General features: G+C 59.4%; 18 protein-coding genes and 1 tRNA gene. 9 read left to right on the top strand and 10 right to left on the bottom strand.

Annotated elements, in window-relative coordinates:
• Positions 1–66: 66 nt before the first annotated feature.
• From PY308_RS11805 to PY308_RS11765, 9 genes are all read right to left on the bottom strand, one after another.
• Positions 67–549: a Mov34/MPN/PAD-1 family protein gene (locus PY308_RS11805; protein ID WP_275782623.1), complete on the bottom strand. Its 483-nt coding sequence runs from the start codon at positions 547–549 to the stop codon at positions 67–69.
• The gene (locus tag PY308_RS11800) at positions 542–2,332 is read right to left on the bottom strand and encodes a ThiF family adenylyltransferase (RefSeq protein ID WP_275782620.1); all 1,791 of its coding nucleotides are present in this window, start codon (positions 2,330–2,332) and stop codon (positions 542–544) included. Before PY308_RS11800 ends, PY308_RS11805 begins: the two co-directional genes overlap by 8 nt.
• The gene (locus tag PY308_RS11795; RefSeq protein ID WP_275782617.1) at positions 2,329–3,468 is read right to left on the bottom strand and encodes an SMODS domain-containing nucleotidyltransferase; all 1,140 of its coding nucleotides are present in this window, start codon (positions 3,466–3,468) and stop codon (positions 2,329–2,331) included. Before PY308_RS11795 ends, PY308_RS11800 begins: the two co-directional genes overlap by 4 nt.
• Position 3,469: 1 nt before the next feature.
• Positions 3,470–4,972 carry an SAVED domain-containing protein gene (locus PY308_RS11790; RefSeq protein WP_275782614.1) on the bottom strand — a complete coding sequence of 501 codons (1,503 nt, stop codon included), beginning with the start codon at positions 4,970–4,972 and terminating at the stop codon, positions 3,470–3,472.
• 194 nt (positions 4,973–5,166) lie between these two features.
• Positions 5,167–8,961, bottom strand: a complete 3,795-nt coding sequence (locus tag PY308_RS11785) for a vitamin B12-dependent ribonucleotide reductase (protein ID WP_275782611.1) — start codon at positions 8,959–8,961, stop codon at positions 5,167–5,169.
• A 623-nt stretch (positions 8,962–9,584) separates the two neighbouring features.
• A complete protein-coding gene (locus PY308_RS11780; RefSeq protein WP_275782608.1) occupies positions 9,585–10,172 on the bottom strand; it encodes a hypothetical protein in 588 nt (195 codons plus the stop codon).
• Between the two features lie 77 nt (positions 10,173–10,249).
• Complete coding sequence (gene gpt / locus PY308_RS11775) at positions 10,250–10,747, bottom strand: xanthine phosphoribosyltransferase (protein WP_275782605.1); 498 nt, start codon at positions 10,745–10,747, stop codon at positions 10,250–10,252.
• A 333-nt stretch (positions 10,748–11,080) separates the two neighbouring features.
• Positions 11,081–11,287 carry a hypothetical protein gene (locus tag PY308_RS11770; protein WP_275782604.1) on the bottom strand — a complete coding sequence of 69 codons (207 nt, stop codon included), beginning with the start codon at positions 11,285–11,287 and terminating at the stop codon, positions 11,081–11,083.
• A 463-nt stretch (positions 11,288–11,750) separates the two neighbouring features.
• Positions 11,751–11,826 (bottom strand) — tRNA-Lys (locus PY308_RS11765).
• Between the two features lie 192 nt (positions 11,827–12,018).
• On the opposite strand from PY308_RS11765, the gene PY308_RS11760 reads away from it, so the two are divergent.
• Positions 12,019–12,765, top strand: a complete 747-nt coding sequence (locus PY308_RS11760; protein WP_275791104.1) for a cytochrome c biogenesis CcdA family protein — start codon at positions 12,019–12,021, stop codon at positions 12,763–12,765.
• 31 nt (positions 12,766–12,796) lie between these two features.
• A complete protein-coding gene (locus tag PY308_RS11755) occupies positions 12,797–13,774 on the top strand; it encodes an AEC family transporter (protein ID WP_275782601.1) in 978 nt (325 codons plus the stop codon).
• Here PY308_RS11755 and PY308_RS11750 read toward each other — a convergent pair.
• Positions 13,742–14,947, bottom strand: coding sequence for a UbiH/UbiF family hydroxylase (locus PY308_RS11750; protein WP_275791103.1), 1,206 nt, complete (start codon positions 14,945–14,947; stop codon positions 13,742–13,744). The genes PY308_RS11755 and PY308_RS11750 overlap by 33 nt on opposite strands.
• A 298-nt stretch (positions 14,948–15,245) precedes the next feature.
• Here PY308_RS11750 and pcsA point away from each other — a divergent pair, with 298 nt between their 5' ends.
• From pcsA to ytfQ, 7 genes are all read left to right on the top strand, one after another.
• Positions 15,246–15,971 (top strand): phosphatidylcholine synthase, encoded by a 726-nt coding sequence (pcsA, locus tag PY308_RS11745; protein ID WP_275782600.1) that lies wholly within the window; start codon positions 15,246–15,248, stop codon positions 15,969–15,971.
• Between the two features lie 9 nt (positions 15,972–15,980).
• The gene (locus tag PY308_RS11740; RefSeq protein ID WP_275782598.1) at positions 15,981–16,958 is read left to right on the top strand and encodes a quinone oxidoreductase family protein; all 978 of its coding nucleotides are present in this window, start codon (positions 15,981–15,983) and stop codon (positions 16,956–16,958) included.
• A 48-nt stretch (positions 16,959–17,006) separates the two neighbouring features.
• Positions 17,007–18,581 (top strand): ABC transporter ATP-binding protein, encoded by a 1,575-nt coding sequence (locus PY308_RS11735; protein ID WP_275782596.1) that lies wholly within the window; start codon positions 17,007–17,009, stop codon positions 18,579–18,581.
• Positions 18,571–19,665, top strand: coding sequence for an ABC transporter permease (locus PY308_RS11730; RefSeq protein WP_275782593.1), 1,095 nt, complete (start codon positions 18,571–18,573; stop codon positions 19,663–19,665). The genes PY308_RS11735 and PY308_RS11730 overlap by 11 nt, the downstream gene beginning before the upstream one ends.
• Positions 19,665–20,585 (top strand): ABC transporter permease, encoded by a 921-nt coding sequence (locus tag PY308_RS11725; protein ID WP_275782592.1) that lies wholly within the window; start codon positions 19,665–19,667, stop codon positions 20,583–20,585. The genes PY308_RS11730 and PY308_RS11725 overlap by 1 nt, the downstream gene beginning before the upstream one ends.
• Before the next feature lie 38 nt (positions 20,586–20,623).
• Positions 20,624–21,694 carry a BMP family ABC transporter substrate-binding protein gene (locus PY308_RS11720; RefSeq protein ID WP_275782588.1) on the top strand — a complete coding sequence of 357 codons (1,071 nt, stop codon included), beginning with the start codon at positions 20,624–20,626 and terminating at the stop codon, positions 21,692–21,694.
• Positions 21,695–21,855: 161 nt separating this feature from the next.
• Complete coding sequence (gene ytfQ, locus PY308_RS11715) at positions 21,856–22,818, top strand: galactofuranose ABC transporter, galactofuranose-binding protein YtfQ (RefSeq protein ID WP_275782585.1); 963 nt, start codon at positions 21,856–21,858, stop codon at positions 22,816–22,818.
• Positions 22,819–22,918 lie beyond the last annotated feature (100 nt).

The following is a 22,918-nucleotide window of genomic DNA, read 5'->3' as shown; positions in this document are numbered from 1 at the left end:
GTGCAAATATTCCAGGCGACTGAGAAAATGGTCGGCGTGTGGACGCAACCCGGTGCTGATCACGTTTCAACCGACAAGCCTGATAAGGACGCCATCTTTCATCACGCTGGCCGACAACTTGACGATCCCGGTCTTTTCCGTGCCCGCGATAATCATGATGGGTCTCGGACACTGATAGCTGAACTCCTTCGAGACTGCCTGCATCTCCCGAATATCGTTCATGCTCGGCTCCGGAGCGCCGCCGGGGTGAGAGTGCCACTCGCCGACGTAATACTGTCCGATACTCCAACGGAGCCTGAGGATATCACTCAAACCCCGTACCCCGCGCTGAAACCACGTGCGTCCTGCACGGGAATCAATGGATTTGGTCGTCGCCTCGCTGACCGTCGCCGTCCGGCCTTCCAGGTCGTAGCTGCCGATCAGGATGCCGCCCGTTTCATGGCTCCCGGCCGCAAGGGAATTCTTTTCGATGGTTCGCAGCGCGGTTCCCGTCAGACGCACGGTTATCTCGTGAAGCGAGCTTCTGAAATTTACCTCGACCTCAGACATCCTGGCGCTCCACGGTCCCGTCCGGGTTCTGCGTAAAGTATTCGCAACGGCGTTCCGGCGAACGAATGGCCCGCACGATGGCTTTAGTCCCGACAGCCGCCCATAGGCGCATGTCTGCCGCGTCTGCAGGGAAGACCGGATGCCAGCACCCGACACCCTCGACGTGAGCCTCGTCGAAATCGATGGGGGGTGTGTCGAAATCGTTGAAACGCTCCTTTGCATCGATCACAGGGAATGAAACCTCAGACGCGGTATAGACGAGGAGACCTTCCGCCTTCCACGTTACGCCAAGGCTGACGAAGAGCTTCTCGCTTCCCCATTCGAAAGCCGACAACGCTTCCAGGACGACATCCGAGCCGCTGCAGTCCACGATGACGTCGAACAGGCGGATACGGTCCAAGGTCTCTTGATCGGACGGCGGAAAGCTGGTCGCGAATCCTACGGCATCGGCGTCAGCCATTGTAAGGTTTAGCGCGCTCGCCAGAGCTAGGGCTTTGTTGTGGCCGACCGCATCCATACCAAGAGCGTGACGGGTGAGGTTTCCGACATCAATTCTGTCGGCATCCATGATGCCGACGTTCGTGACGCCCATCCTGACGAGGTTTTCGGAAACCGCGCTCCCGAGTGAGCCCGCTCCGATAACGAGGACTTTCTTGGCGGGAACGTCGTTGTCCTTGCCCGCCCTAGTCCTCAGTTCAACGGAATCCCAGCTTGAGGACTTGAGCCAATTCAGCGGTGCATTCGACATCGCCTGGACGCCGTCGAGCAAACGCCGACTTTTCTCCACAGGCCGGAAGCCATTCCTCTTACTACCTGCGCTCGCCAGCGGAACGTTGTCGAGCGCAAGCCAATGAAACCTGGACGGCGGCTCTCCGATTAGGGAGGCGATTGGAAATCCGATCAACAAGGTCAGGCCATCAGCATACCTCGAAGTACGACGTCGCTCTGCACCCGCCTGGATTAGGATATCCTGTAGATCGACCCCCATGGAAGCAAGCTGGGCTCGCAAGGACGACCATGTGCGGGGCAACTCCCAAGGGGACGTGACGGGCAGGCGATCAAGGGCGATCCATATAGCTTGGCGCGATGGCGAGGTCGATGCGATCAACGCGCCCCACTTTGCCTCAAAGATCGGCTTCCTGTCGATACTGCGGAAGGTGGTGACCGCATAGGTAGATGCAGCCCTCGGAACCTTGACGAGGTCGGCCCATCCCCAACTGGTCGTCTGGGTAGCCCAGAACGCGAGGTCTCCCTGAGAACCCGTGAAGCCGATCAGTGGGAAGGAGGCTTGTCCGGGGCCTGCAGGAAGCTCGAAGGGTTCTCCGGCCACCACGAGCGTATCCGTCGCGGCCGCGTCGATCCAAACCAAAAGCCGCTCGACGAACCACAGGATTTTCTCCTTGATGTCGTTCGACTGGTCGACCCATCGCGTCCTACCGAACACGAATGCCTGGCGTTGGAGGCAGGGATTGCCCTGTCTCCATGGCAAATCACCGAAGGCGGCCGCGTTAAAACTCTGATGCTGAAAGGTTGTGGCTATCCCACCAACGTTGGCAGGGAAGATCGTGACCGACGTGTCCGACGGATCGAAGACCACATACCAGCGGGTTTCGGTTCCGATCGTTTCGCTCGCTGGCACTGACAGGCTTGCGCCAAGACCGAGTGACCACAGACCATGTTTCTGCATGGCCCATGGCTCGGTCAGTTCAATGCGTGGAAGTCGCCCGATACTTTCCGCGACCTGTTCGAGGACATCTGGTACGAACAAATACGCTGACCTCATGCGAACCTTTCGGTTCTCCTCGGTTCCGCCGGCTTTGTGGGAGCGACGAAAAATCCGGGTTTCCGGTCACCGCCACTTGGGCTGGGTGAAGGGAACTTGGTCCCGAACAGCTTTTGCCAGAGTTCTGCGCTCTTCTGTACGTCGTCAGAGTCGAGAGCTTCTCGAGCCCGATCGGCCGCAGTGGTGATGGCGGTGTGGAACGCGCGAAAATCTTTAGCTGAAAGCCGTTTCAGGACGTTATGTTCGGGTACGCCGTGATCGGGGAGATAGGGGACTTCGCCGTAAAGTGCTGACCCACGCCAGATGTCCCTCATCGTCTCAAGCACCTGTACGAAACCCGTGGCTATCGAGGACGTGCCATCTTGAAGCGCGTGGCCAATCATGTGTTCGAGCGGATACCCTTTCGGATACTTAGGCAGCGTGTCGCTGTTTTGCTGTCGCCACCATTTGGTGGCTCGCACCAGATTGACGTAGTGACCGTTGCAAGCTCGGTTCTTTGCCGCCGTCCACTGGATTTGTGCCAGGGGATGCGTGCGACCCCACACACCGAGATCACGATCTGGCAGGTATAGCGGGTTAGGCCGCCAGTTGTCCGCAGGGGCATCATCGAGTGCGCGCGTCTGCATACCGAAAGGCGTCGGCTGCCATTGCTGGTTCAGCCGCCATGACAAGTCATCTTCGAGCGAATCAGTCGTCTGGACCGATCGGGACTGGTACAACTGCTTCATCACAAGGCGGGACAGTGGATCACTTGGCAACGCCGTGATTACGAGGTCGAGATCGACATAGGACAACTCGATACCAAAGGAACGACCTTGGGGCCTCCACTTGCCAGGATAATGCCGTTCGAGGAAGGGGACAAACTTGTCCATCGCGTCCTTGGGTGTCGTCCGATGATAGTCGATGTCCGTCACGACGACGATGTCCACGTCAGGGCGTTTGTCCCCGGTTGGCCGAATCGCCGTGGAACGACGAACACTGCCTTGAAGGAAAGTTGCGACGACTGTCCCGCTGAGGACATCATCGTTTTCCAGCCGGGTACGAAGCGTCTTGGAGCCGGTCTTCCAGTCTTCCTTCTGTCGATCCGTTGGGCGAATTTCGCGGAGAAAGTCCGCAAACTGAGACTTCAGTTCCATGTTACGCAATCCTGAACGAAGGGTGATAGCTGCCGTCGACAGCCTTCTTGAAGTCGAATTCGTAGAGCGTGACCGGACCCATTGAATCGCGGTGTTGGCCCATGAAAAACGAGAAGGCGTTCGGCCCTGCGATGAAGAAATGAAGTGTCGCGCCGAACGCAGGCCGCATAGCTTTCACGGCATCGGCGACCTGATCGGCCAGGTCTGCCGCGTGCTCACCACCAGCGAGCGATTTGAGGCCGGGGCCGTTTTCCGGGACGACGTTTAGAATCCGGCCGACGGTGGCCACACTTCTGCTGACGTAGTCCTGAACGTCCGCGAGGGCGTTTCGCGATAGCCCGATGACCACCGCGACATCGTCGCCCGCGCCGATCTGGATAACCTCCGTGTTGGCTCGCGGGCCTTTCTTCCCGTCTTCCGAACGCCAGATGGTTGTCGGCCCCCGTCCTTTCTGGTTGATCTCTACGTGGGTGTCCGTCTTGAAGCCCAGCAATGCGCCAGCGAGAAACGCCACCGACGAGTGCGTATCGAGGAACAGTCGGATGTTCTTCTCGGTCACCCGTACGCGGTCAAGGAAGGCCTCGATCGCGGGGCGGATATCCGTGCTCCAGTCTTCGCCGGGCTGGAGATGGCGGACGTCAAAGTGCTGTAGAAGAGAGAGCGTGTTTTCGGGGGAAGCGTCGAGGTGATCGGTAGGGCCGTCACTGAAAGAGCGAATAGAGATGTTCTTTCGGTCTTCCGGTTGATCAGGTTTGACCCAGCCTTGCTCACGGCAGAGCTCCTCGAATGCCTCACGGGTCAAGACATTCCTACTGGTAGCCTTGAGCGCTCGCGCAGCACCATCGAATTTGAATTCAAGGTTGTTCCCGCCGGACGCCAGGCCCACCATCTGGAAATGGACGTCGACCTGGCCCCGAAGGTCTTCGAGCGTGTAGTAGCCATCCATGATATGGAACGTGTCTACTAGCGCTATAAGCTCCGCGTCGGTTTCCAAATCAAGATGTTCACGCCAGAGCTTTCGGACAGCGCCCATCTCGCTGCCATCTGTCTTGCCTACCGACAGTGCGCCGACGTCGATCGACTTGTCGCGGCTGCTCAATAGCTTCCTAAGCGGATCGTCGTCTCGAACGCGGTCGGTCGTCACAAGCGTGAATGTGGAGTTCGGTGGAGCCTGAGCGACAGCATCTTTTAGCCGCTGCAAAATAGAGAAACGTGTTGCGCCTATAAACTCCGGCTCGATCAAATCTCTAAAACCGAAGCGGCCAGACTGATTGACGTGGAACTTAACTTGGTGGTGAGCTGTCTCTGTACGGAATGGTCGGCGGCTTGCTTTGCCAGGGCTGTAGCGAACCACGACATCGTCGAAGCCTTTGGGACCGTCGGCCTCATAGGACACTTCTACGACGTATCCTGTATCGCGGTTCCGAAGGCCTGAAGCATGCACCCAAAAGAAGCGGGCTTGGTAATCATGGCCGTCCCAATTTGCAATCACTGCGTCTGCCATTTCGACCTCTTCACACCTTCTGTTTGATTCCTGTTTTGTTCCTTGGACCATTCTCCGTCGACCTAGAGGGCCGACGGAGTGGATTTCTCTTCAAATGGTTGTCCGGAAAAACTTCCCGAGCAACCTATTTCGTGTCACCGACTTGTCGCCGTGTCAGACTCCTTGTCACGCCACACCCTCTTAGGTGCTGTCTCTCAACTGCACCCGCTCGTCGCACCGCACGTGTCGCATTTCTCGCACGTGCCGTTCCGCACCATCGTAAAATTCTGGCACTCGCCGCACATGTTGCCCGTGTACCCCTGGGCAATCGAGCGCATGCGGCGTTCGGTTTCCAGCTTCTTGGCGTCCGCCTTGGCGGCTGCGGCTTCGGCGGCGGCCTTGTCGGAGAAGAGGGCGGTGGTCTCCTGTTCGACTTCCACAGTCACCTCCTCGACCAGCTCGGCAGCGCGTTCCTCGTAGTCGCGCTTGAAGGCGACGATTTCGGAAGTCGAGATCGAGACGGCTGGCTCAAGCTTGCGGGCGGCGCTGCCGGAGAAGGCGGTGACATTCGTGCCGCCGGAGGCCTTGGCGGGGGCGGCTGTGGCCGCGCCCTTGGGCTCCGCGCCCGCCATCGAGCCGCCTGACACCAGGGTCGGCTTGTGGCCGCGGGTCCAGCCGGTCGAGAGCAGGTTGGTCTTGCCTTCCGAAATGCCCTTGCCGAGCGCCGTGTTGGAGAAGTCGGACGTATCGACATGGGCAAGGTCGTGGCGGTTCAGGTAGGAGACGGCGAGTTCGCGGAACACGTAGTCGAGGATCGAGGTGGCGTTCTTGATCGCGTCATTGCCCTGCACCATGCCGGCCGGCTCGAACTTGGTGAAGGTGAAGGCCTCCACATATTCTTCCAGCGGCACGCCGTACTGAAGACCCAGCGAAATCGCGATGGCGAAATTGTTCATCATTGCCCGGAAGGCCGCACCTTCCTTGTGCATGTCGATGAAGATCTCGCCAATGCGGCCATCGCCGAATTCGCCGGTGCGCAGATAGACCTTGTGGCCGCCGACGATGGCCTTCTGGGTATAGCCCTGGCGGCGGTTCGGCAGCTTTTCCCGCTCGCGGGTGATCCGTTCGATCACACGCTCGACGATCTTTTCCGTGACGGTGACAGCCTGGGCCGCGGCGGGTGCCGCCATAAATTCCTCGACGGCATCCTCGTCCTCGTCATCCTCGATCAGCGAGGAATTGAGCGGCTGGGACAGTTTAGAGCCATCGCGGTAGAGCGCATTGGCCTTCAAGGCCAGTTTCCAGGAGAGCATATAGGCCGCGCCGCAATCTTCGACGGTGGCGTCGTTCGGCATGTTGATGGTTTTCGAGATCGCGCCTGAAATGAACGGCTGGGCGGCCGCCATCATGCGGATATGGCTTTCGACGGAGAGATAGCGCTTGCCGATCTTGCCGCAGGGATTGGCGCAATCAAACACGGGCAGGTGCTCGGTTTTCAGGAAGGGCGCGCCTTCCAGCGTCATCGCACCGCAGACATGAATATTGGCGGCTTCGATGTCCTTGCGGGAAAAGCCGATATGTTCCAGCAGGTTGAAGCCGATATCCGCCAGCTGTTCGTCGGAAACTTTCAGTGTGTTCTTGAGGAAATCAACACCGAGCGTCCACTGGTTGAAAACGAACTTAATGTCGAAGGCGGCCTTCGTGGCGCCGTTGATCGCCGCGATCTTGTCGTCGGTGAAGCCCTTGGCCCGCAGCGAGCCGGTATTGATCGCCGGCGCCTGGTTGATATTGCCGTGGCCGACCGCGTAAGCCTCGATCTCGGCGATCTGGCTTTCCGAATAGCCGAGCGTGCGCAGGGCTTCCGGAACGGCGCGGTTGATGATCTTGAAATATCCGCCGCCGGCGAGCTTCTTGAATTTCACCAGCGCGAAATCGGGCTCGATGCCGGTGGTATCGCAGTCCATGACGAGACCGATCGTACCTGTCGGGGCGATGACGGAAACCTGGGCGTTGCGGTAGCCGTGCTTTTCGCCAAGCGCTAAGGCCTTGTCCCAGGCGGCCGTGGCATGGGTGACGAGGTCCTGATCCGGGCATTCAGTGTGGATCAGCGCGACGGGATCGACCGACAGGCCCTCATAGCCCTGTGTCTCGCCATGAGCGGCGCGGCGGTGGTTGCGGATGACACGCAGCATCGACTCGCGGTTCGGCTTGAAGCCCGGGAAGGGGCCGAGCTTGGCAGCGATTTCGGCCGAGGTTGCATAGGAAACGCCGGTCATGATGGCGGTCAGCGCGCCGGCAATTGCCCGGCCTTCGGTCGAATCGTAGGGGATGCCCGACGACATCAGGAAGCCGCCGATATTGGCGTAGCCAAGGCCCAGCGTGCGGTATTCATAGGACCGCTCGGCAATTTCCTTCGACGGGAATTGCGCCATCATCACAGAAATTTCGAGAACCAGCGTCCACAGGCGCACGGCGTGCTCGTAATCGGCAATGTCGATGTTCTTGGTCGTTGCATCCTTGAACTGAAGCAGGTTCAGAGAGGCAAGGTTGCAGGCGGTATCGTCGAGGAACATATATTCCGAGCAGGGGTTCGACGCACGGATGGAGCCTGCGGCCGGCGAGGTGTGCCAGTCGTTCATTGTGGTGTTGAAGTGCAGACCCGGATCGGCCGATGCCCAGGCGGCATGGGAAATCTGTTCCCAGAGGTCGCGGGCCTTCAGCGTCTTCATCACCTTTCCATCCTTGCGGGCGGTGAGATTCCAGGTACCGTCCGCTTCCACGGCGCGCAGAAAATCGTCCTTGAGCGAGACCGAGTTGTTGGAGTTCTGGCCCGACACGGTGAGATAGGCTTCCGAATCCCAGTCGGTGTCATAGGTCTTGAACTCAATGTCCTTATAGCCCTGGCGGGCGAACTGGATAACGCGCTTGACGTAGTTTTCCGGAACCTGGTCCTTCTTGGCAGCTTTGATCTCGCGCTTGAGCGCCGGGTTTTCCTTCGGGTCGTAGCAGGCGTCGTTTTCGGTATTGCCGTTAACGCAGGCCTTCATGATCGCCTTCAAATGCTTGGCGACGATCTTCGAGCCGGTGACGAGGGCTGCCACCTTCTGCTCTTCCTTGACCTTCCAGTTGATGTAGTCCTCGATATCCGGGTGATCGATATCGACGACGACCATCTTGGCAGCCCGGCGGGTCGTGCCGCCCGACTTGATGGCGCCGGCAGCCCGGTCGCCGATCTTCAGGAACGACATGAGACCCGACGATTTGCCGCCGCCGGACAGCTTTTCACCTTCGCCACGCAGATAGGAGAAGTTGGAGCCGGTGCCGGAGCCATACTTGAACAGGCGCGCTTCGCGAACCCAGAGATCCATGATGCCGCCTTCGTTGACGAGATCGTCGCCGACGGACTGGATGAAGCAGGCATGCGGCTGCGGATGCTCATAGGACGACTTCGACTTCACCAGCTTGCCGGTGAAAGGGTCGACATAGAAATGGCCTTGGCCAGGACCGTCGATGCCATAGGCCCAGTGCAGGCCGGTGTTGAACCATTGCGGCGAGTTCGGCGCGACGCGCTGGGTGGCGAGCATGTAGGCAAGCTCGTCGCGGAAGGCGAGGGCCGCTTCCTCGGAGGCGAAGTAGTTGCCCTTCCAGCCCCAATAGGTCCAGGTGCCGGCCAGGCGATCGAAAACCTGGCGGGCATCCGTTTCCGAGCCGTAGTGCTCTTCCTTCGGCAGATCCTTCATGGCGGCAAGGTCGGGTTCCGAGCGCCACAGCCAGGACGGAACGGAGTTTTCCTCGACCTTTTTCAGGCGCGCCGGAACGCCTGCCTTTCGGAAATATTTCTGCGCCAGAATATCGGCGGCGACCTGCGAAAACTGCGCGGGCACATCGATATCCGCGAGCCGGAACACAATCGAGCCATCGGGATTCTTGATCTCGCTGATGGCCTTGCGGAACTCGATTTCGGCATAGGCCGACTGGCCAGCCTTGGTAAAACGACGCTCGATCTGCATGTCCCTATCCTTGTGTATCGCTTGCCCGCCCCTTGAGGCTGGACGAAATTATGCCGTGTCGGCTGCGGGCTGAGCGCTGCCGGTCTCAATGTCTCGGAGCCCTAGAACTCGAAGGGCATTCTGTATGTTGTGTTGAGTTTGGCTTCTAGCCCACTACATATAGTATCAACAGTTTAATCGCGCTACTGGTTCCGTCCTTCGTGACGTTTTTATTTCACGCAAAATTTCCTGCTGCAGGCATGGCGGATCATCCGCCCAAGCGCCGTGAAACGCAAATTCTGGAGTGTTTTGCACCGGCGTCGCAACATTCCGGTTTTGCCATCGTTGCAACGCATCCTCATTAACGGCATCCCACCCGATTCCGTCAAGGGCTGGTTTGTGCCGAATTTGTGAACACCAGATGTTGTGTGTGAAGGCTGTGGAAAACGGGGACAGTGTTCAAGTCCTGCAAAATCAGACGCTTGTCAGAACGCCTTGCCACGGTGATTTGCAGATCGCGGGATAATGTTAAAATTCAGAGGTAAAAATCAGGGAGGCGTTCACTTTCCTCGACATTCGCCATAGCCGGAAAAGCCAAACTGTGCACCCCGAAGAAAACCGATTCGTTGCCCGTGATGCCGGCTTCAAAGGGCGTCAAGGTTGATGCCGACGGTGATAGCGCCGATCGCCTTGCCGGTCTGCGGATCGGATATGGTGATGCTCGCCTGCGATTGCAGCGTCTGCGTCGATTGGTCCTTCTGCGCCTTGTCGATGAAGACCGCGCCCGGGCCGGCAAGGTATGTCTTCTGCCATTTCAGCTCGTCGCCCTGAAAAAGGTCGGTCGCGATATCGCTTTCACCAATTGCGAGCCCCTTCGCGTCAATCACCAGTATTTCGGTGATGGCACCCTCGGCAGCAACCTGTTTCTTTCTGAGAAATGCCGACAGAGCCGTGTCGACGATGGAGTGGATCAGCGGCTGAACCGAACTGGAAAGCTCGAGGTTCCACTGGGCTTCCAGTTTTTCGATATCCGGGGGTCCGAGGCCCGCGTGCCGCCTGTTGCTGTCGCGCAGCGATTGGACGATCAGCGGGCTGTCGACCCAAGGTTTGACATTGATCTCGACATAGGCGGAAACCGGGCCGATGTGCACGTCGTTAGCACGGGTGGAGAACCCCGAAGCAAGGAGAACGGCTCCGCCAAGACAGGGGAAGGCGATGAATCGACCTATCATTTTCAGTCTTGCACCATCACGACTGCACTCACAAAGTGCTTGATCTTTTTTCTATAAGCAGCTGAACGATTTTCTATTTAGCCGCGAGAGCCTTTTGCGATCGGCTCCTGATAGGTCAGGCCCATGTCCCAGGGGAAATAAATCCAGGTGTCCTGGCTGACTTCGGTCACGAATGTATCGACCTGCGGCCGACCCTTTGGTTTGGCATAGACGGCGGCAAAATGCGCTTTTGGCAGCATGGCGCGCACGACGGCCGCCGTTTTGCCGGTGTCGGTGAGATCGTCGATGATCAGCACGCCCTGGCCGCCGTCCAGCTTCAGCTCTTCGGAAATGCCTTTCAGCACATACATTTCGCCTTGCGAGTCGTAGTCGTGGTAGGATGCGACACAAACCGTCTCGATCAGCCGGATATTCAGTTCGCGGCAGACGATCGCCGCCGGCACCAGACCGCCGCGGGTAATACAGACGATGGCCTTCCACTCGCCACCATTGTCGGCAAGGCGCCACGCCAGCGCCCGGGCATCACGGTGAAACTGATCCCAGGATACGGGGAAGGCTTTATCGGGAAGGGACATGCGCGAAGCTCCGGTTCATGGCTGCATCTCGGATTCGATCTGGCGCGGACGACGGGGTCGAACCCGTGCGGATTGCTCCAAGGGATTTTAAGTCTCACCCTCCGCGCCGTGTGGAGGCATGCCTAGCCGGTTTAGTGGCGTAGTTCCAGCGCTTTCCACGACACGATCACATGCAGGATCGTGTCGCGTCCGGCTTTGCGCCGGCCTGGCCTGGGCGGCGCGATCGTTGATCGTGATGAGCCCCTACACACGGCCTGAGCCTCGATCCCGTCCGAAGGCGATAGAGCTCCCGCAATCCTGAAAAGGAGAGGCGGGCTAAAGGGTCCGGTTCGCTCAATCACCTGCATCTTCGTTTGCAGCGTTGAGCAGAGCCTTAGCGTCTTCTAGATCGGCATCGACAACGAGAATGAAAAATGGTTCGTTTCGGCCCTTCATTCCGGGTGTATAGGCGTAGATCGCATAAGCACTTAGCATCGAAATGATCACCTCGGCCTCAACGGATGTTTCGACCTGTGTCAACTCCACCAACTGCCCTGTCATCTTTCCCCCAAGGTGAGCCGCCGGTCCCGAAAACATCCGGCACTAGACGTTCGCTCAGGCCCGTTCCAAAGGCAAGATGCCCATGAAGCACATGATGTGAAGTGCACCGGTTGGCGAGGGTGCGCTTGAGGCGACCTCCACCGAAGCCTTTAAGAATCCTTCTTCAGAAGTTCATCTTTTTGTTGTAATACGACCTCATATTGGGAGGTGTATTGGACAATTTTCTGCAGACCACTTTCAGAACGTAGCAAAGCCGCCGACTGACCTCGGCGGCTTTTTTTAGCACGAGCGCTGACCTTGCGGAACTCAACAGGACAGACGGCGCTTGAGCGGTGACATCAATGGGACCGAATGAATCATAGGCAATGGTCGTGGTGACCTTGCTTCCCCGTGCTTCCCGGACAGATGTCGGGGAAGTGCGGAATTAGTCGGCAGGCATATTGATTTGATTTTATTGATTTTTTGGTGAGAGCGCAGGGATTCGAACCCTGGACCTACTGATTAAAAGTCAGTTGCTCTACCGGCTGAGCTACGCTCTCCCGAGGACGGGCGGGGTGCCCGGCGGAAGTGGGCGGACATATGCACAGCGGGCTTGTTTTGGTCAACCCAAAAAACGGCTGTGATGGCAATTTCGGAATTTTGCCGGGGAATCGCCAAAAGGTGATTGGTCTGGCAGACGCTTGCGGGATATGAGGGCGAAGTGTACGTCGCAGGCCGGGGTTTCGAAGCTGGTGTCCATCGCCGATATTTCCATCTGGACCGCCATTCTGGCTGGAGCCTTGTCTTTTCTGTCGCCTTGCGTTCTGCCGCTGGTGCCGCCCTATCTCTGCTACATGGCCGGCATTTCCGTCGATCAGTTTCGAAACGGCGACAGTCGGGTCTCGAGCGGAACGCGGCGGGCGGTATTTGCCGCCGCCTTCTTCTTCACGCTCGGCTTTGCAACCGTTTTCGTGGCGCTCGGCGCGGGCGCGTCGAGCATCGGGCTGATGCTGCGCCAGCATATCGACATCCTCTCGCGCATCGGCGGCATCGTCATCATCGTCATGGGGCTTCATTTCCTTGGTGTCTTCAAAATCGGCTTGCTGGCCCGCGAGGCGCGGTTTCAGGGCGGCGGTAAACCGGCAACGCTGTCGGGCGCTTATATCATGGGCCTCGCTTTCGCCTTCGGCTGGACGCCCTGCATCGGCCCGGTGCTCGGCACGATCCTCGGTGTTGCCGCGGCCCGCGATACCGTCGGCGACGGCGCGCTGCTTCTGGCCGTTTATTCACTCGGCCTCGCGGTTCCTTTCTGGATTGCGGCCGGGTTCTCCGGGGCCTTTATGCGGTTCCTGTCGCGGTTCCGCCATCATCTTGGCCTGGTCGAAAAGCTGATGGGCGTGCTTCTGGTGCTTGCCGGCCTCGCCTTCGTCTTCGGCTTCATCAGCACCATGGCCATCTGGTTTCAGGAGACCTTTCCCGTTCTCATGCAAATCGGCTAAGGACGACTTCCAAACAGGGGTCGCGTGACGCATGACGGATATAGTGGGGCTGGTGCTGCCGTTCTTCGGCCTGATTCTCGTCGGGTATCTCACGGCCAGATTCGGCAAGAAACCCTCCGGCGATGGCGCTGGCGACGCGATGGGCTGGCTCAATATCTTCATCATCTATCTTGCGCTGCCGGCTCTGTTCTTCAAGCTGGTGTCGCGCACGCCGATCGAACAGCTGACCCGTTTCGATTTTGTGCTGGCCTCGATTGCCGCCACCTATACGGTTTTCCTGCTGGTTTTCGCCGTCGGCTATGTCATTCGCCGAAATTCGCTCGCGGAATGCACAATCCAGGGGCTTGCCGGAGCCTATGGCAATATCGGCTATATGGGGCCGGGACTGGCGCTTCTCGCGCTCGGAGAGCCGGCTGCGGTGCCGGTGGCGCTGATCTTCTGCTTCGAGAATGTGCTTCACTTCATCGTTGCTCCGGCCATGATGTCGCGAAACGGCGGCGAGACGCAGGCACCGGCCCGGATCGTTCTGCAGATCGGCAGAAAAATCCTCTTTCACCCCTTCATTCTCTCGACGCTGGCCGGCGTGCTCGCTGCCTCGCTCTCTTTCCAGCCGCCCGTCGCCATCCAGCGGCTGATCGATTATCTGGCGCAGGCGGCCGCCCCCTGCGCGCTGTTTGCCATGGGCGTGACACTGGCTTTACGGCCGCTGAAGCGAATTCCGCGCGAGATCGGTTATATCGTTCCGGCAAAGCTCGTGCTTCACCCCGCGCTGATGTATCTCGTGTTGAGCGCCACCGGAAATTTCGATCCGGTCTGGGTAAAGACGGCGGTTTTGCTTGCATCGCTGCCGACGGCAACGAATGTCTTCGTTATCGGCCAGCAATATGGGGTCTGGCAGGAGCGGGCGTCGGCGACGATCCTGGTCACCACGACCTTATCCGTCGCAACCGTAACCTTCCTGCTTTACCTCCTCAGTTCAGGTTTTCTGCCAGCCGACCTTTTCCCTTAGACGGCTCCCGATCTGCGCGAAGGCGCCGCCCGGATTGATGCCTTCCTGCATCATGAAATTGCGCAGCGGCGGGACGCTGGCCATCGCCTGCAGACCGGCTGCGCGGAGCATCTGGACCGGGAGGAAATCTGAAAGCAGCGACCGGTTCAAAAGATCGACGCTGACGGTCCGTGTCAGGATATCGACCTGGCGTCTGCGGTGGTACCGTTCCCCAAAATCGGCCGGTATTTCCGCAAGGCCGGAGAGCAGCGACAGAGCCGCCGTAACATCGCGCAAGCTCAGATTAAGACCCTGCGCGCCAATCGGTGGAAAGGCGTGCGCCGCTTCGCCGATCAGAATGCATCTGCCGCGACCGAAGGAACGGGCAGCCATGCCGGAAAGAGGAAAGGCCTGCGGCTTTGTCTCCACCACGACTTTTCCGAGCATGGATTGCATGCGGCTTTCGATGGCAAGCGCCAAGTCGCCCGGAGAAAGTGACAGCATCTTTGTGGCGTTTTCAGGCGTCTGAACCCAGACGAGGCTCGAGCGAAGACCGGGCAGGGGCACTTGCGTGAAGGGGCCATGCGGCGTGTGAAACTCGGTCGATATGTTCTGGTGCGGGATCTGGTGGGAAAAACTGAGAACGACGGCGCTTTGCGGATAGGACCACCGCCGCACATCGATACCGGCCGCCTCACGCACCCGCGATTGCCGGCCGTCCGCGCCAACCACGAGTTCCGCGGCGACCGCCTGGCCGTTATCGAGATGAAGCACGCTGCCGTCGGTACCCGCAGTGATCGAGGCAAGGCTTGCGGTCAGTCTGAAGAGTGATGGCCGCTTGCGCGCCTCCTCTTCCAGCAGGGAAAGAAACGGCGCATTCGGAATGTTGTAGCCGAAGGCATGAAGTCCGACTTCCGAAGCGTGGAAGGTGACTGGCGGCGTGCGCAACAGGCGGTCCGTCCCATCGATGATGCGCATGCTCTGCAGGGGCGCGGCGAGCGGCTGCAAATGCTGCCAAAGGCCAAGCTGCTGCAGGAGACGGAGCGACGTGTCCATCAGCGCTGTCGTGCGCCCGTCGCCGCCGCCCGCTTCAGGGGCGACCAGCGCAACGCTGCGTCCCGCATGGGCAAAGGCCAGGGCGGCAAGCGAACCGGCCAGCCCCGCTCCGACGACCGCGACTTCAACTTTACTCACGACTTCAACTTCGTCCATGACACCGGCTTTCTGTCTTCAGGCAAGAATGGCGTTGGCGATCGTATCGTTCGGCGTAGACTTGGGAAATGGGGTGAATTGGCGCAGGCCGCAAGATGGGTCCACAGCTGATTTATCCGCATTTCGAAGGACTTGTGATTTTTGCTGGCAGGCAAACCGAAACGGTGCATAGTATCGACCAAGACCGTCCGGCAGGACGGACGCAGGAGCAATAGCCGCAAACAGGCCGCTTCGACAGGCTTCGGAGGAAGCGCAAATTAGGGACAGGGTGCGTCTGCCGATGAAATTCTTTAACTACAAGCGCGTTCCCTATGCCGAAATCCGTGCATTTTCTGTCCATATCCTGACTGCATCAGGCTCTTTTCTCGCCTTTCTAGGCGTGGTTGCCGCAGCCGAGCACCGGTTCGTCGACATGTTCTGGTGGTTGGGTCTCGCTCTTGCCGTGGATGGCATAGACGGCCCGATCGCACGTAAGGTGCGGGTGAAAGAAGTTCTGCCGAACTGGTCGGGCGATACGCTGGACAATGTAATCGACTATGTCACCTATGTTCTTCTTCCGGCCTTTGCGCTTTACCAGAGCGGCATGATCGGCGAGCCGTGGTCGTTCTTTGCGGCCGGCGCCATCGTCATGTCGAGCGCCATCTATTACGCCGATATGGGGATGAAGACGGACGAGTACTTCTTTTCAGGCTTTCCCGTCGTCTGGAACATGGTGGTCTTCACCCTGTTCGTGATCGATGCCAGCGAGATCGCAGCGTCCATCGTGGTTTTCGTCTCGGTCGTTCTGACCTTCATGCCGATCAACTTCCTGCATCCGGTCCGCGTCCGGCGCCTGAGGCCTTTGAACCTGACCGTCTTTGTCATCTGGTCCGTGCTGAGCGGCTATGCGCTGCTCCTGCATTTCGACACGCCGGGCTGGGTGGTGGCAGGGGTCGTCGGCACCGGACTTTATCTCTACGTCATTGGTTTCGTTCTGCAGATATTTCCCCGTATCGGTCGGGGTTGAGGAGATTTCATGGCACAGGCCATCATGGTGCGCGCCCTCGGTGGGCCGGACGTTCTGAAGATCGAGGGTATCACCCTGACACCGCCGGGCCCGGGCGAAGTGCAAATCCGCCAGGTCGCGGTCGGGGTCAATTTCATCGACGTCTATTTCCGCACTGGGCTTTATAAATCCGCCAACGGACTTCCCTTCATTCCGGGAAAAGAGGGGGCAGGCGTGGTGACCGCGGTCGGCGACGGAGTCAGCAGTTTCGCGGTCGGAGACCGGGTGGCCTACGCTTCGTCCGATGGAGCCTACAGCAGCGAACGCAATATCGAGGTATCGCAGCTCGTGAAGGTGCCGGACGATATCACGCTCGAAACCGCTGCGGCCATGATGCTGAAGGGGATGACAGCCCAATATCTTCTCAACCAGACCTTCAAGGTGGGGCCGGAGACGACGCTCTTGTTCCATGCGGCGGCCGGCGGCGTCGGACTGATTGCGGGGCAGTGGGCAAAGGCGCTGGGCGCGACCGTGATCGGCACGGCCGGATCGCAGGAGAAGATCGATCTTGCGCTTGCGCATGGCTATGATCACGTCATCAATTACAGCACCGAGAATTTCGTCACCCGGGTGAAGGAGATCACCCATGGCAAGGGCGTCGACGTGGTGTACGATTCGGTCGGCAAGGATACGTTCCCGGCCTCGCTCGACTGCATCAAGCCGCGCGGACTCTGGGTCAGCTTCGGCAATTCCTCCGGGCCGGTCGAGGGTGTCAATATCGGCATTCTCGCGCAAAAGGGCTCGCTCTTTGCTACGCGGCCGACACTGTTCAGCTACGTCTCGACGCGGACGGCGCTCGAGGCATGTGCAAACTCGCTGTTTGCTGTTGTGCAAAGCAACAAAGTCCGTATCAATATCAATCAGACCTATGCGCTTGCCGACGCAAGTCAGGCGCACCGGGATCTGGAAGGCAGAAAAACGAGCGGAACAACCTTGCTGATTCCTTGATAAGGCCGGAAAGGCCGAGAAGGCAGCAGACGATAAAATGAGGGGCGCGTGTCGGCTGAGGGACAACCCGCCGACGGTTCATTGCTGGCCGTCGAGAAACTGACGAAACTGTTCGGCACATTTGCCGCCTGCAACGGCATTGATCTCAAGATACGGCATGGGGAAATCCATGCGCTGCTGGGTGAAAACGGGGCCGGAAAATCGACCCTGGTGAAGATGCTGTTCGGCGTTCTGTCGCCGACGAGCGGCGCAATCCTGTGGCAGGGCAAGCCGGTCCGGATCGCCAGCCCGAGTGCCGCACGCGGCCTCGGCATCGGCATGGTATTCCAGCATTTCTCCCTGTTCGAAGCATTGACTGTCGCAGAGAACATAGCCCTGTCTATGGCGCCCGGAATTTCCCTCGGGCAGATCGCCGACGAGGCTGCCGCTCTCTCCCGCAGTTACGGACTGCCGCTGGATCCACATGCGCATGTCGCCGATCTCTCAGTGGGCGAGCGCCAGCGTATCGAAATCGTGCGTGCGCTCCTGCAGAATCCGCGGTTGATCATTCTGGACGAGCCGACGTCGGTGCTGACGCCGCAGGAAGCGGACAGGCTGTTCGAGACGCTCGCCAAGCTGAAGGCGGAGGGGCGATCCGTTCTCTACATCAGCCACCGTCTGGAGGAGGTGCAGCGCATCTGCGACGGGGCAACGGTACTGCGGCACGGCAAGGTTACCGGCGCCTGCGAACCGGCTAAGGAAACCCCGTCTTCGCTCGCGCGAATGATGGTCGGCAGTGAAGTGGCGCATGTGACGGCAGCGGCAGGAGGCGCCAAGGGTCAGGTCAGGCTGGAAGCGCGCCAGCTGTCCGCGCCGGCCCGCACGCCCTTTGCGGTCTCGCTCAAGGATATATGCCTTAAGGTGCATGCCGGCGAAATTCTGGCGATAGCCGGGGTCGCCGGTAACGGCCAGGGAGAACTGTTCGATATGCTGTCGGGAGAATATACCTCCGTGGCCGACGACGACGTGCGGATCGCCGACAAACCGGTGGGCGGGAAGGGGATCAATGCGCGCCGCCTGATGGGCGCCGGATTTGTGCCGGAGGAACGGCATGGTCATGCCGCGGTTCCGGCGCTTTCGCTTTCCGACAATCTGGTGCTGGCCCGCAGCCAGTCCGATCGCCGGGCCTTTCTTGGCGGCGGTCTCCTCGGGTTGATCCGCCAGGACGCCGTGAAAAAGGCGACCAAGCGGATTTGCGAGGTCATGGACGTGCGCAAGAGCGGAGAAAACCCGGCAGCCGGTTCCTTGTCAGGCGGCAATCTCCAGAAATTCATCGTCGGCCGCGAACTCGACCGTCAGCCGGCAGTCCTTGTTGTCAACCAGCCCACCTGGGGTGTCGATGCAGGCGCGGCCAGCCGCATCCGTCAGGCGCTCGTTGATCTGGCCAGATCGGGATCGGCCGTGCTGGTCATCAGTCAGGATCTCGATGAGATCTTCGAAGTGGCAACCGAGGTCGCGGTCATCAGCGAGGGACGGCTTTCCGACATCTATCCGGCGCGGGACCTCTCGCGCGAAAAAATCGGGCTGCTGATGGGCGGAATGCCCGGCCGGCCGGACACGGCGGAGACCGCCCATGCGCATTGAACTGGAACGACGCGCGAACATCTCGAAAAGTTTTTCCGTTCTGTCGCCGGTCATCGCGCTGGGACTGACGCTCATCTTCGGCGCGATCATGTTTCTGCTGCTCGGCAAAAACCCGGCAACCGCGCTCTACAGCTTCTTCATCGAACCGTTGACAGAAGTCTGGTCGCTGCATGAGCTGGCCATCAAGGCCGCACCCTTGATCCTTATAGCGGTCGGATTGTCGGTCTGCTATCGCTCGAACAACTGGAATATCGGCGCCGAGGGCCAGTTCATCATGGGGGCCATCGCAGGTTCGATCCTGCCGGTGGTGTTTCATGACTGGCATTCGCCGCTCGTGCTTCCGCTGATGATTCTGCTGGGCATGCTTGGCGGCGCGCTGTTTGCCGGGATCCCCGCCTTTCTCAAGGCGCATCTCAACACCAACGAGATCCTGACCAGCCTGATGCTGGTCTATGTCGCCCAGCTCTTTCTGGACTGGCTGGTGCGCGGCGCCTGGCGCAATCCCGGCGGCATGAATTTCCCCGAGACCCGAACCTTCGATCCGGTTGCGGTCCTGCCGGAAATGATCGCTTCGGGGCGCGCGCACTGGGGCTTCGGCTTTGCGATCATCGCTGCATTCGTCGTCTGGTTCATGATGCGCTACACGATGAAGGGTTTCCAGGTGACGGTTCTCGGGCAATCTGCTCGGGCAGGGCGGTTCGCCGGCTTCTCGTCGCGCGGCATGATCTGGTTTTCGATGCTGCTTTCGGGCGCGCTTGCCGGACTTGCGGGAATTGCCGAGGTGAGCGGCGCCATCCAGCAGCTGCGCCCGGTGATTTCACCCGGCTACGGTTTTACCGCCATCATCGTCGCCTTTCTCGGCAGGCTCAATCCGCTGGGCATTGTCGTGGCCGGATTCGTGCTGGCGCTCACCTATCTCGGAGGCGAGGCGGTGCAGGTTTCTCTGCAGATTTCCGACAAACCCATCCGGGTGTTCCAGGGGCTGCTGCTGTTTTTCGTGCTCGCCTGCGACACCCTCATTCACTACAGAGTGAGGATGGTCTGGGCGGATCTTGACGGCGTAACCGCTGAGGAGGCGCGCTGATGGGCATGTTCGAGGCAATCCTCCTGACGGTGATCACCGCCGCGACGCCGCTGGTCCTGGCTGCGGCCGGCGAACTGGTGACCGAACGCTCCGGCGTGCTCAACCTGGGCGTCGAGGGCATGATGGTCATGGGCGCGGCCTGCGCCTTCATTGCGACCCAGACAACCGGCTCACCCTATATCGGCATCGTCGCCGGCATCCTGTCAGGCAGCCTGTTTTCGCTGCTTTTCGGTTTCCTCACCTTGACGCTCGTCGCCAACCAGGTTGCGACGGGTCTGGCGCTGACGATCCTCGGGCTTGGCGTGTCCGGAATGATCGGTGAGTCTTTTGTCGGACAATCCGGCATCAAACTGCCGCAAATCGTGTTCCCAATCCTCTCCGACATACCTTTTCTCGGCCCGGTCCTGTTCAGGCAGGATCTGATCTTCTACCTCTCGATTGGTCTCATTGTCGGCATCCAGTGGTATCTGTTCCGAAGCCGGGCAGGGCTGAAATTGCGGTCCGTCGGGGACAGCCATGCGTCGGCACATGCGCTTGGCATCAATGTCATCCGCACGCGATATCTGGCCGTCATGTTCGGTGGCGCCTGCGCCGGGCTTGCCGGGGCACAGCTATCGCTCGTCTATACGCCCCAATGGGTGGAAAATATGTCTGCCGGGCGCGGATGGATCGCGCTTGCCCTTGTCGTTTTCGCATCCTGGCGGCCGTGGCGACTGGTCGCCGGCGGCTATCTCTTCGGGGCCGTGTCCATCAGCCAGCTCTACGCGCAGGCGTCAGGCATCGGAATACCATCGCAGTTTCTTTCTGCGCTTCCCTATGTAGCGACAATCATTGTACTCATTCTGATATCGCATAATCGGCGCGCAACACTGATCAATACGCCGGCATCGCTCGGAAAGCCGTTCGTGCCGGACCGATAAAAGTCAAGAAAAGCTCTCGAAAACCAACAGGGGTAAACATGAAAAAACTACTTTTCGCACTGGCAACCACGGCAGCCGTCCTCGGCTTTTCCGCTGCTGCAAGCGCCCAGGAAAAAGCCAAGGTCTGCTTCGTCTATGTCGGCTCAAAGACCGATGGTGGCTGGACGCAGGCACACGACATCGGCCGTCAGGAACTGGAGAAGGCGCTGGGCGACAAGATCGAGACCCAGTTTCTCGAAAACGTGCCCGAGGGTCCGGATGCCGAGCGCGCCATCGAGCGTCTGGCCCGCTCGGGCTGCGGACTGATCTTCACGACGTCCTTCGGTTTCATGGATCCGACCGTCAAGATTGCGGCGAAATTTCCGGATGTAAAATTCGAACATGCGACCGGTTACAAGGCCGGACCGAACCTTGCGACCTATAACAGCCGATTCTACGAGGGCCGCTACATTCAGGGCCAGATTGCCGCCAAAATTTCCCAGAAAGGCGTAGCAGGCTACATCGCGTCCTTCCCGATTCCGGAAGTCGTCATGGGTATCAATTCCTTCGTGACGGGCGCCCGCTCAATCAACCCCGATTTCAAGATCAAGGTCGTGTGGGCGAACACCTGGTTCGACCCGGGCAAGGAAGCCGATGCAGCCAAGGCGCTGATCGACCAGGGCGTTGACGTGCTCACCCAGCACACCGACACGACCGCGCCGATGCAGGTTGCGGCCGAGCGCGGCATCAAGGCTTTCGGCCAGGCTTCCGATATGATCAAGGCCGGACCCGAAACGCAACTGACGGCGATCGTCGACACCTGGGGCGCCTATTACATCAAGCGCACCCAGGCTTTGCTCGACGGCAAGTGGGAGACGACCTCCAGCTGGGACGGCCTGAAAGACGGCATCCTGACCATGGCGCCCTACACCAACATGCCGGATGACGTAAAAGCCCTGGCGGAAGCGACGGAAGCAAAAATCCGCTCCGGCGAACTCAAGCCGTTTACCGGCCCGATCAAGAAACAAGACGGTTCGGAGTGGCTCAAGGCCGGCGAATCATCGGATGATAAAACGCTTCTCGGCATGAATTTCTACGTCGAAGGCGTCGACGACCAACTGCCGAAATAAACAAACCGGAACTGACACGAAGGCGGCCGCGAGGCCGCCTTCGTTCGTTCAGCCGAACCTCGGACAAAATTTCGCCGACCGTCAGAAAGCCTGTTTACATTAATAATATAATATGATTTTTTACCGTTGCTGCTGAGGAGCAGCCTTTTTGGGAGGAAATCATGAAGATCAAGACCGCACTCGCGAGTGCAACGATTCTGGCTGCCAGCATGTTCGGCTCGGCCTCTGCCGCCGATCTTACCATCGGCTTTTCGCAGATCGGTTCGGAATCCGGCTGGCGTGCCGCCGAAACGACGCTAACCAAGCAGGAAGCCGAAAAACGCGGCATCGACCTGAAATTTGCCGACGCCCAGCAGAAGCAGGAAAACCAGATCAAGGCGCTTCGCTCCTTCATCGCCCAGGGCGTTGACGCCATCCTGGTCGCACCCGTCGTGGCAACCGGCTGGGACGAAGTTCTGACGGAAGCCAAGGATGCCGAAATCCCGGTTATCCTGCTCGACCGCACCGTTGATTCGAAGGACGATCTGTATCTGACGGCCGTCACGTCCGACCTCGTTCACGAGGGCAACGTGGCCGGCAAGTGGCTGGTCGATACCACGGCGGGAAAGCCCTGCAATGTTGTCGAGCTCCAGGGCACGACCGGCTCGTCGCCGGCCATCGACCGCAAGAAGGGTTTCGAGGAAGCTCTTAAGGGTCACGACAACCTGAAGATCATCCGCAGCCAGACCGGCGACTTTACCCGCACCAAGGGCAAGGAAGTCATGGAAAGCTTCCTGAAGGCTGAAGACGGCGGCAAGAACATCTGCGCGCTCTATGCCCACAATGACGACATGGCGGTCGGCGCGATCCAGGCCATCAAGGAAGCCGGCCTGAAGCCCGGTACCGACATTCTCGTCGTATCCATCGACGCCGTGCCGGACATCTTCCAGGCCATGGCTGCCGGCGAAGCCAATGCCACGGTCGAACTGACCCCGAATATGGCAGGCCCGGCGCTTGATGCGCTCGACGCTTTCCTCAAGGACGGCAAGGCACCGCCGAAGTGGATCCAGACCGAATCCAAGCTCTACACACAGGCTGACGATCCGCAGAAGGTCTACGAAGCCAAGAAGGGCCTTGGTTATTGATCATCCATTGCCGGCATCCCCAAGGGATGCCGGCAATTTTATCCGGACATGGCCGAAAGCGGCTGCGCAGAGCTTTGCGAGCGCAACTGTCCGACGCGTC

Origin of the sequence: Pararhizobium gei (assembly GCF_029223885.1) — a bacterium.
Classification (GTDB): domain Bacteria; phylum Pseudomonadota; class Alphaproteobacteria; order Rhizobiales; family Rhizobiaceae; genus Pararhizobium; species Pararhizobium gei.
The sequence above is the reverse complement of the archived record's forward strand: the minus strand, read 5'-3'. Positions and strand labels throughout refer to the sequence as shown.

Coding starts and splice junctions, on each gene's coding strand:
- PY308_RS11805 (WP_275782623.1), bottom strand. CDS start 549: ATGTCTGAGGTCGAGGTAAATTTCAGAAGCTCGCTTCACGAGATAACC.
- PY308_RS11800 (WP_275782620.1), bottom strand. CDS start 2,332: ATGAGGTCAGCGTATTTGTTCGTACCAGATGTCCTCGAACAGGTCGCG.
- PY308_RS11795 (WP_275782617.1), bottom strand. CDS start 3,468: ATGGAACTGAAGTCTCAGTTTGCGGACTTTCTCCGCGAAATTCGCCCA.
- PY308_RS11790 (WP_275782614.1), bottom strand. CDS start 4,972: ATGGCAGACGCAGTGATTGCAAATTGGGACGGCCATGATTACCAAGCC.
- PY308_RS11785 (WP_275782611.1), bottom strand. CDS start 8,961: ATGCAGATCGAGCGTCGTTTTACCAAGGCTGGCCAGTCGGCCTATGCC.
- PY308_RS11780 (WP_275782608.1), bottom strand. CDS start 10,172: ATGATAGGTCGATTCATCGCCTTCCCCTGTCTTGGCGGAGCCGTTCTC.
- gpt (WP_275782605.1), bottom strand. CDS start 10,747: ATGTCCCTTCCCGATAAAGCCTTCCCCGTATCCTGGGATCAGTTTCAC.
- PY308_RS11770 (WP_275782604.1), bottom strand. CDS start 11,287: ATGACAGGGCAGTTGGTGGAGTTGACACAGGTCGAAACATCCGTTGAG.
- PY308_RS11755 (WP_275782601.1), top strand. CDS start 12,797: ATGACGGATATAGTGGGGCTGGTGCTGCCGTTCTTCGGCCTGATTCTC.
- pcsA (WP_275782600.1), top strand. CDS start 15,246: ATGAAATTCTTTAACTACAAGCGCGTTCCCTATGCCGAAATCCGTGCA.
- PY308_RS11740 (WP_275782598.1), top strand. CDS start 15,981: ATGGCACAGGCCATCATGGTGCGCGCCCTCGGTGGGCCGGACGTTCTG.
- PY308_RS11730 (WP_275782593.1), top strand. CDS start 18,571: ATGCGCATTGAACTGGAACGACGCGCGAACATCTCGAAAAGTTTTTCC.
- PY308_RS11725 (WP_275782592.1), top strand. CDS start 19,665: ATGGGCATGTTCGAGGCAATCCTCCTGACGGTGATCACCGCCGCGACG.
- PY308_RS11720 (WP_275782588.1), top strand. CDS start 20,624: ATGAAAAAACTACTTTTCGCACTGGCAACCACGGCAGCCGTCCTCGGC.
- ytfQ (WP_275782585.1), top strand. CDS start 21,856: ATGAAGATCAAGACCGCACTCGCGAGTGCAACGATTCTGGCTGCCAGC.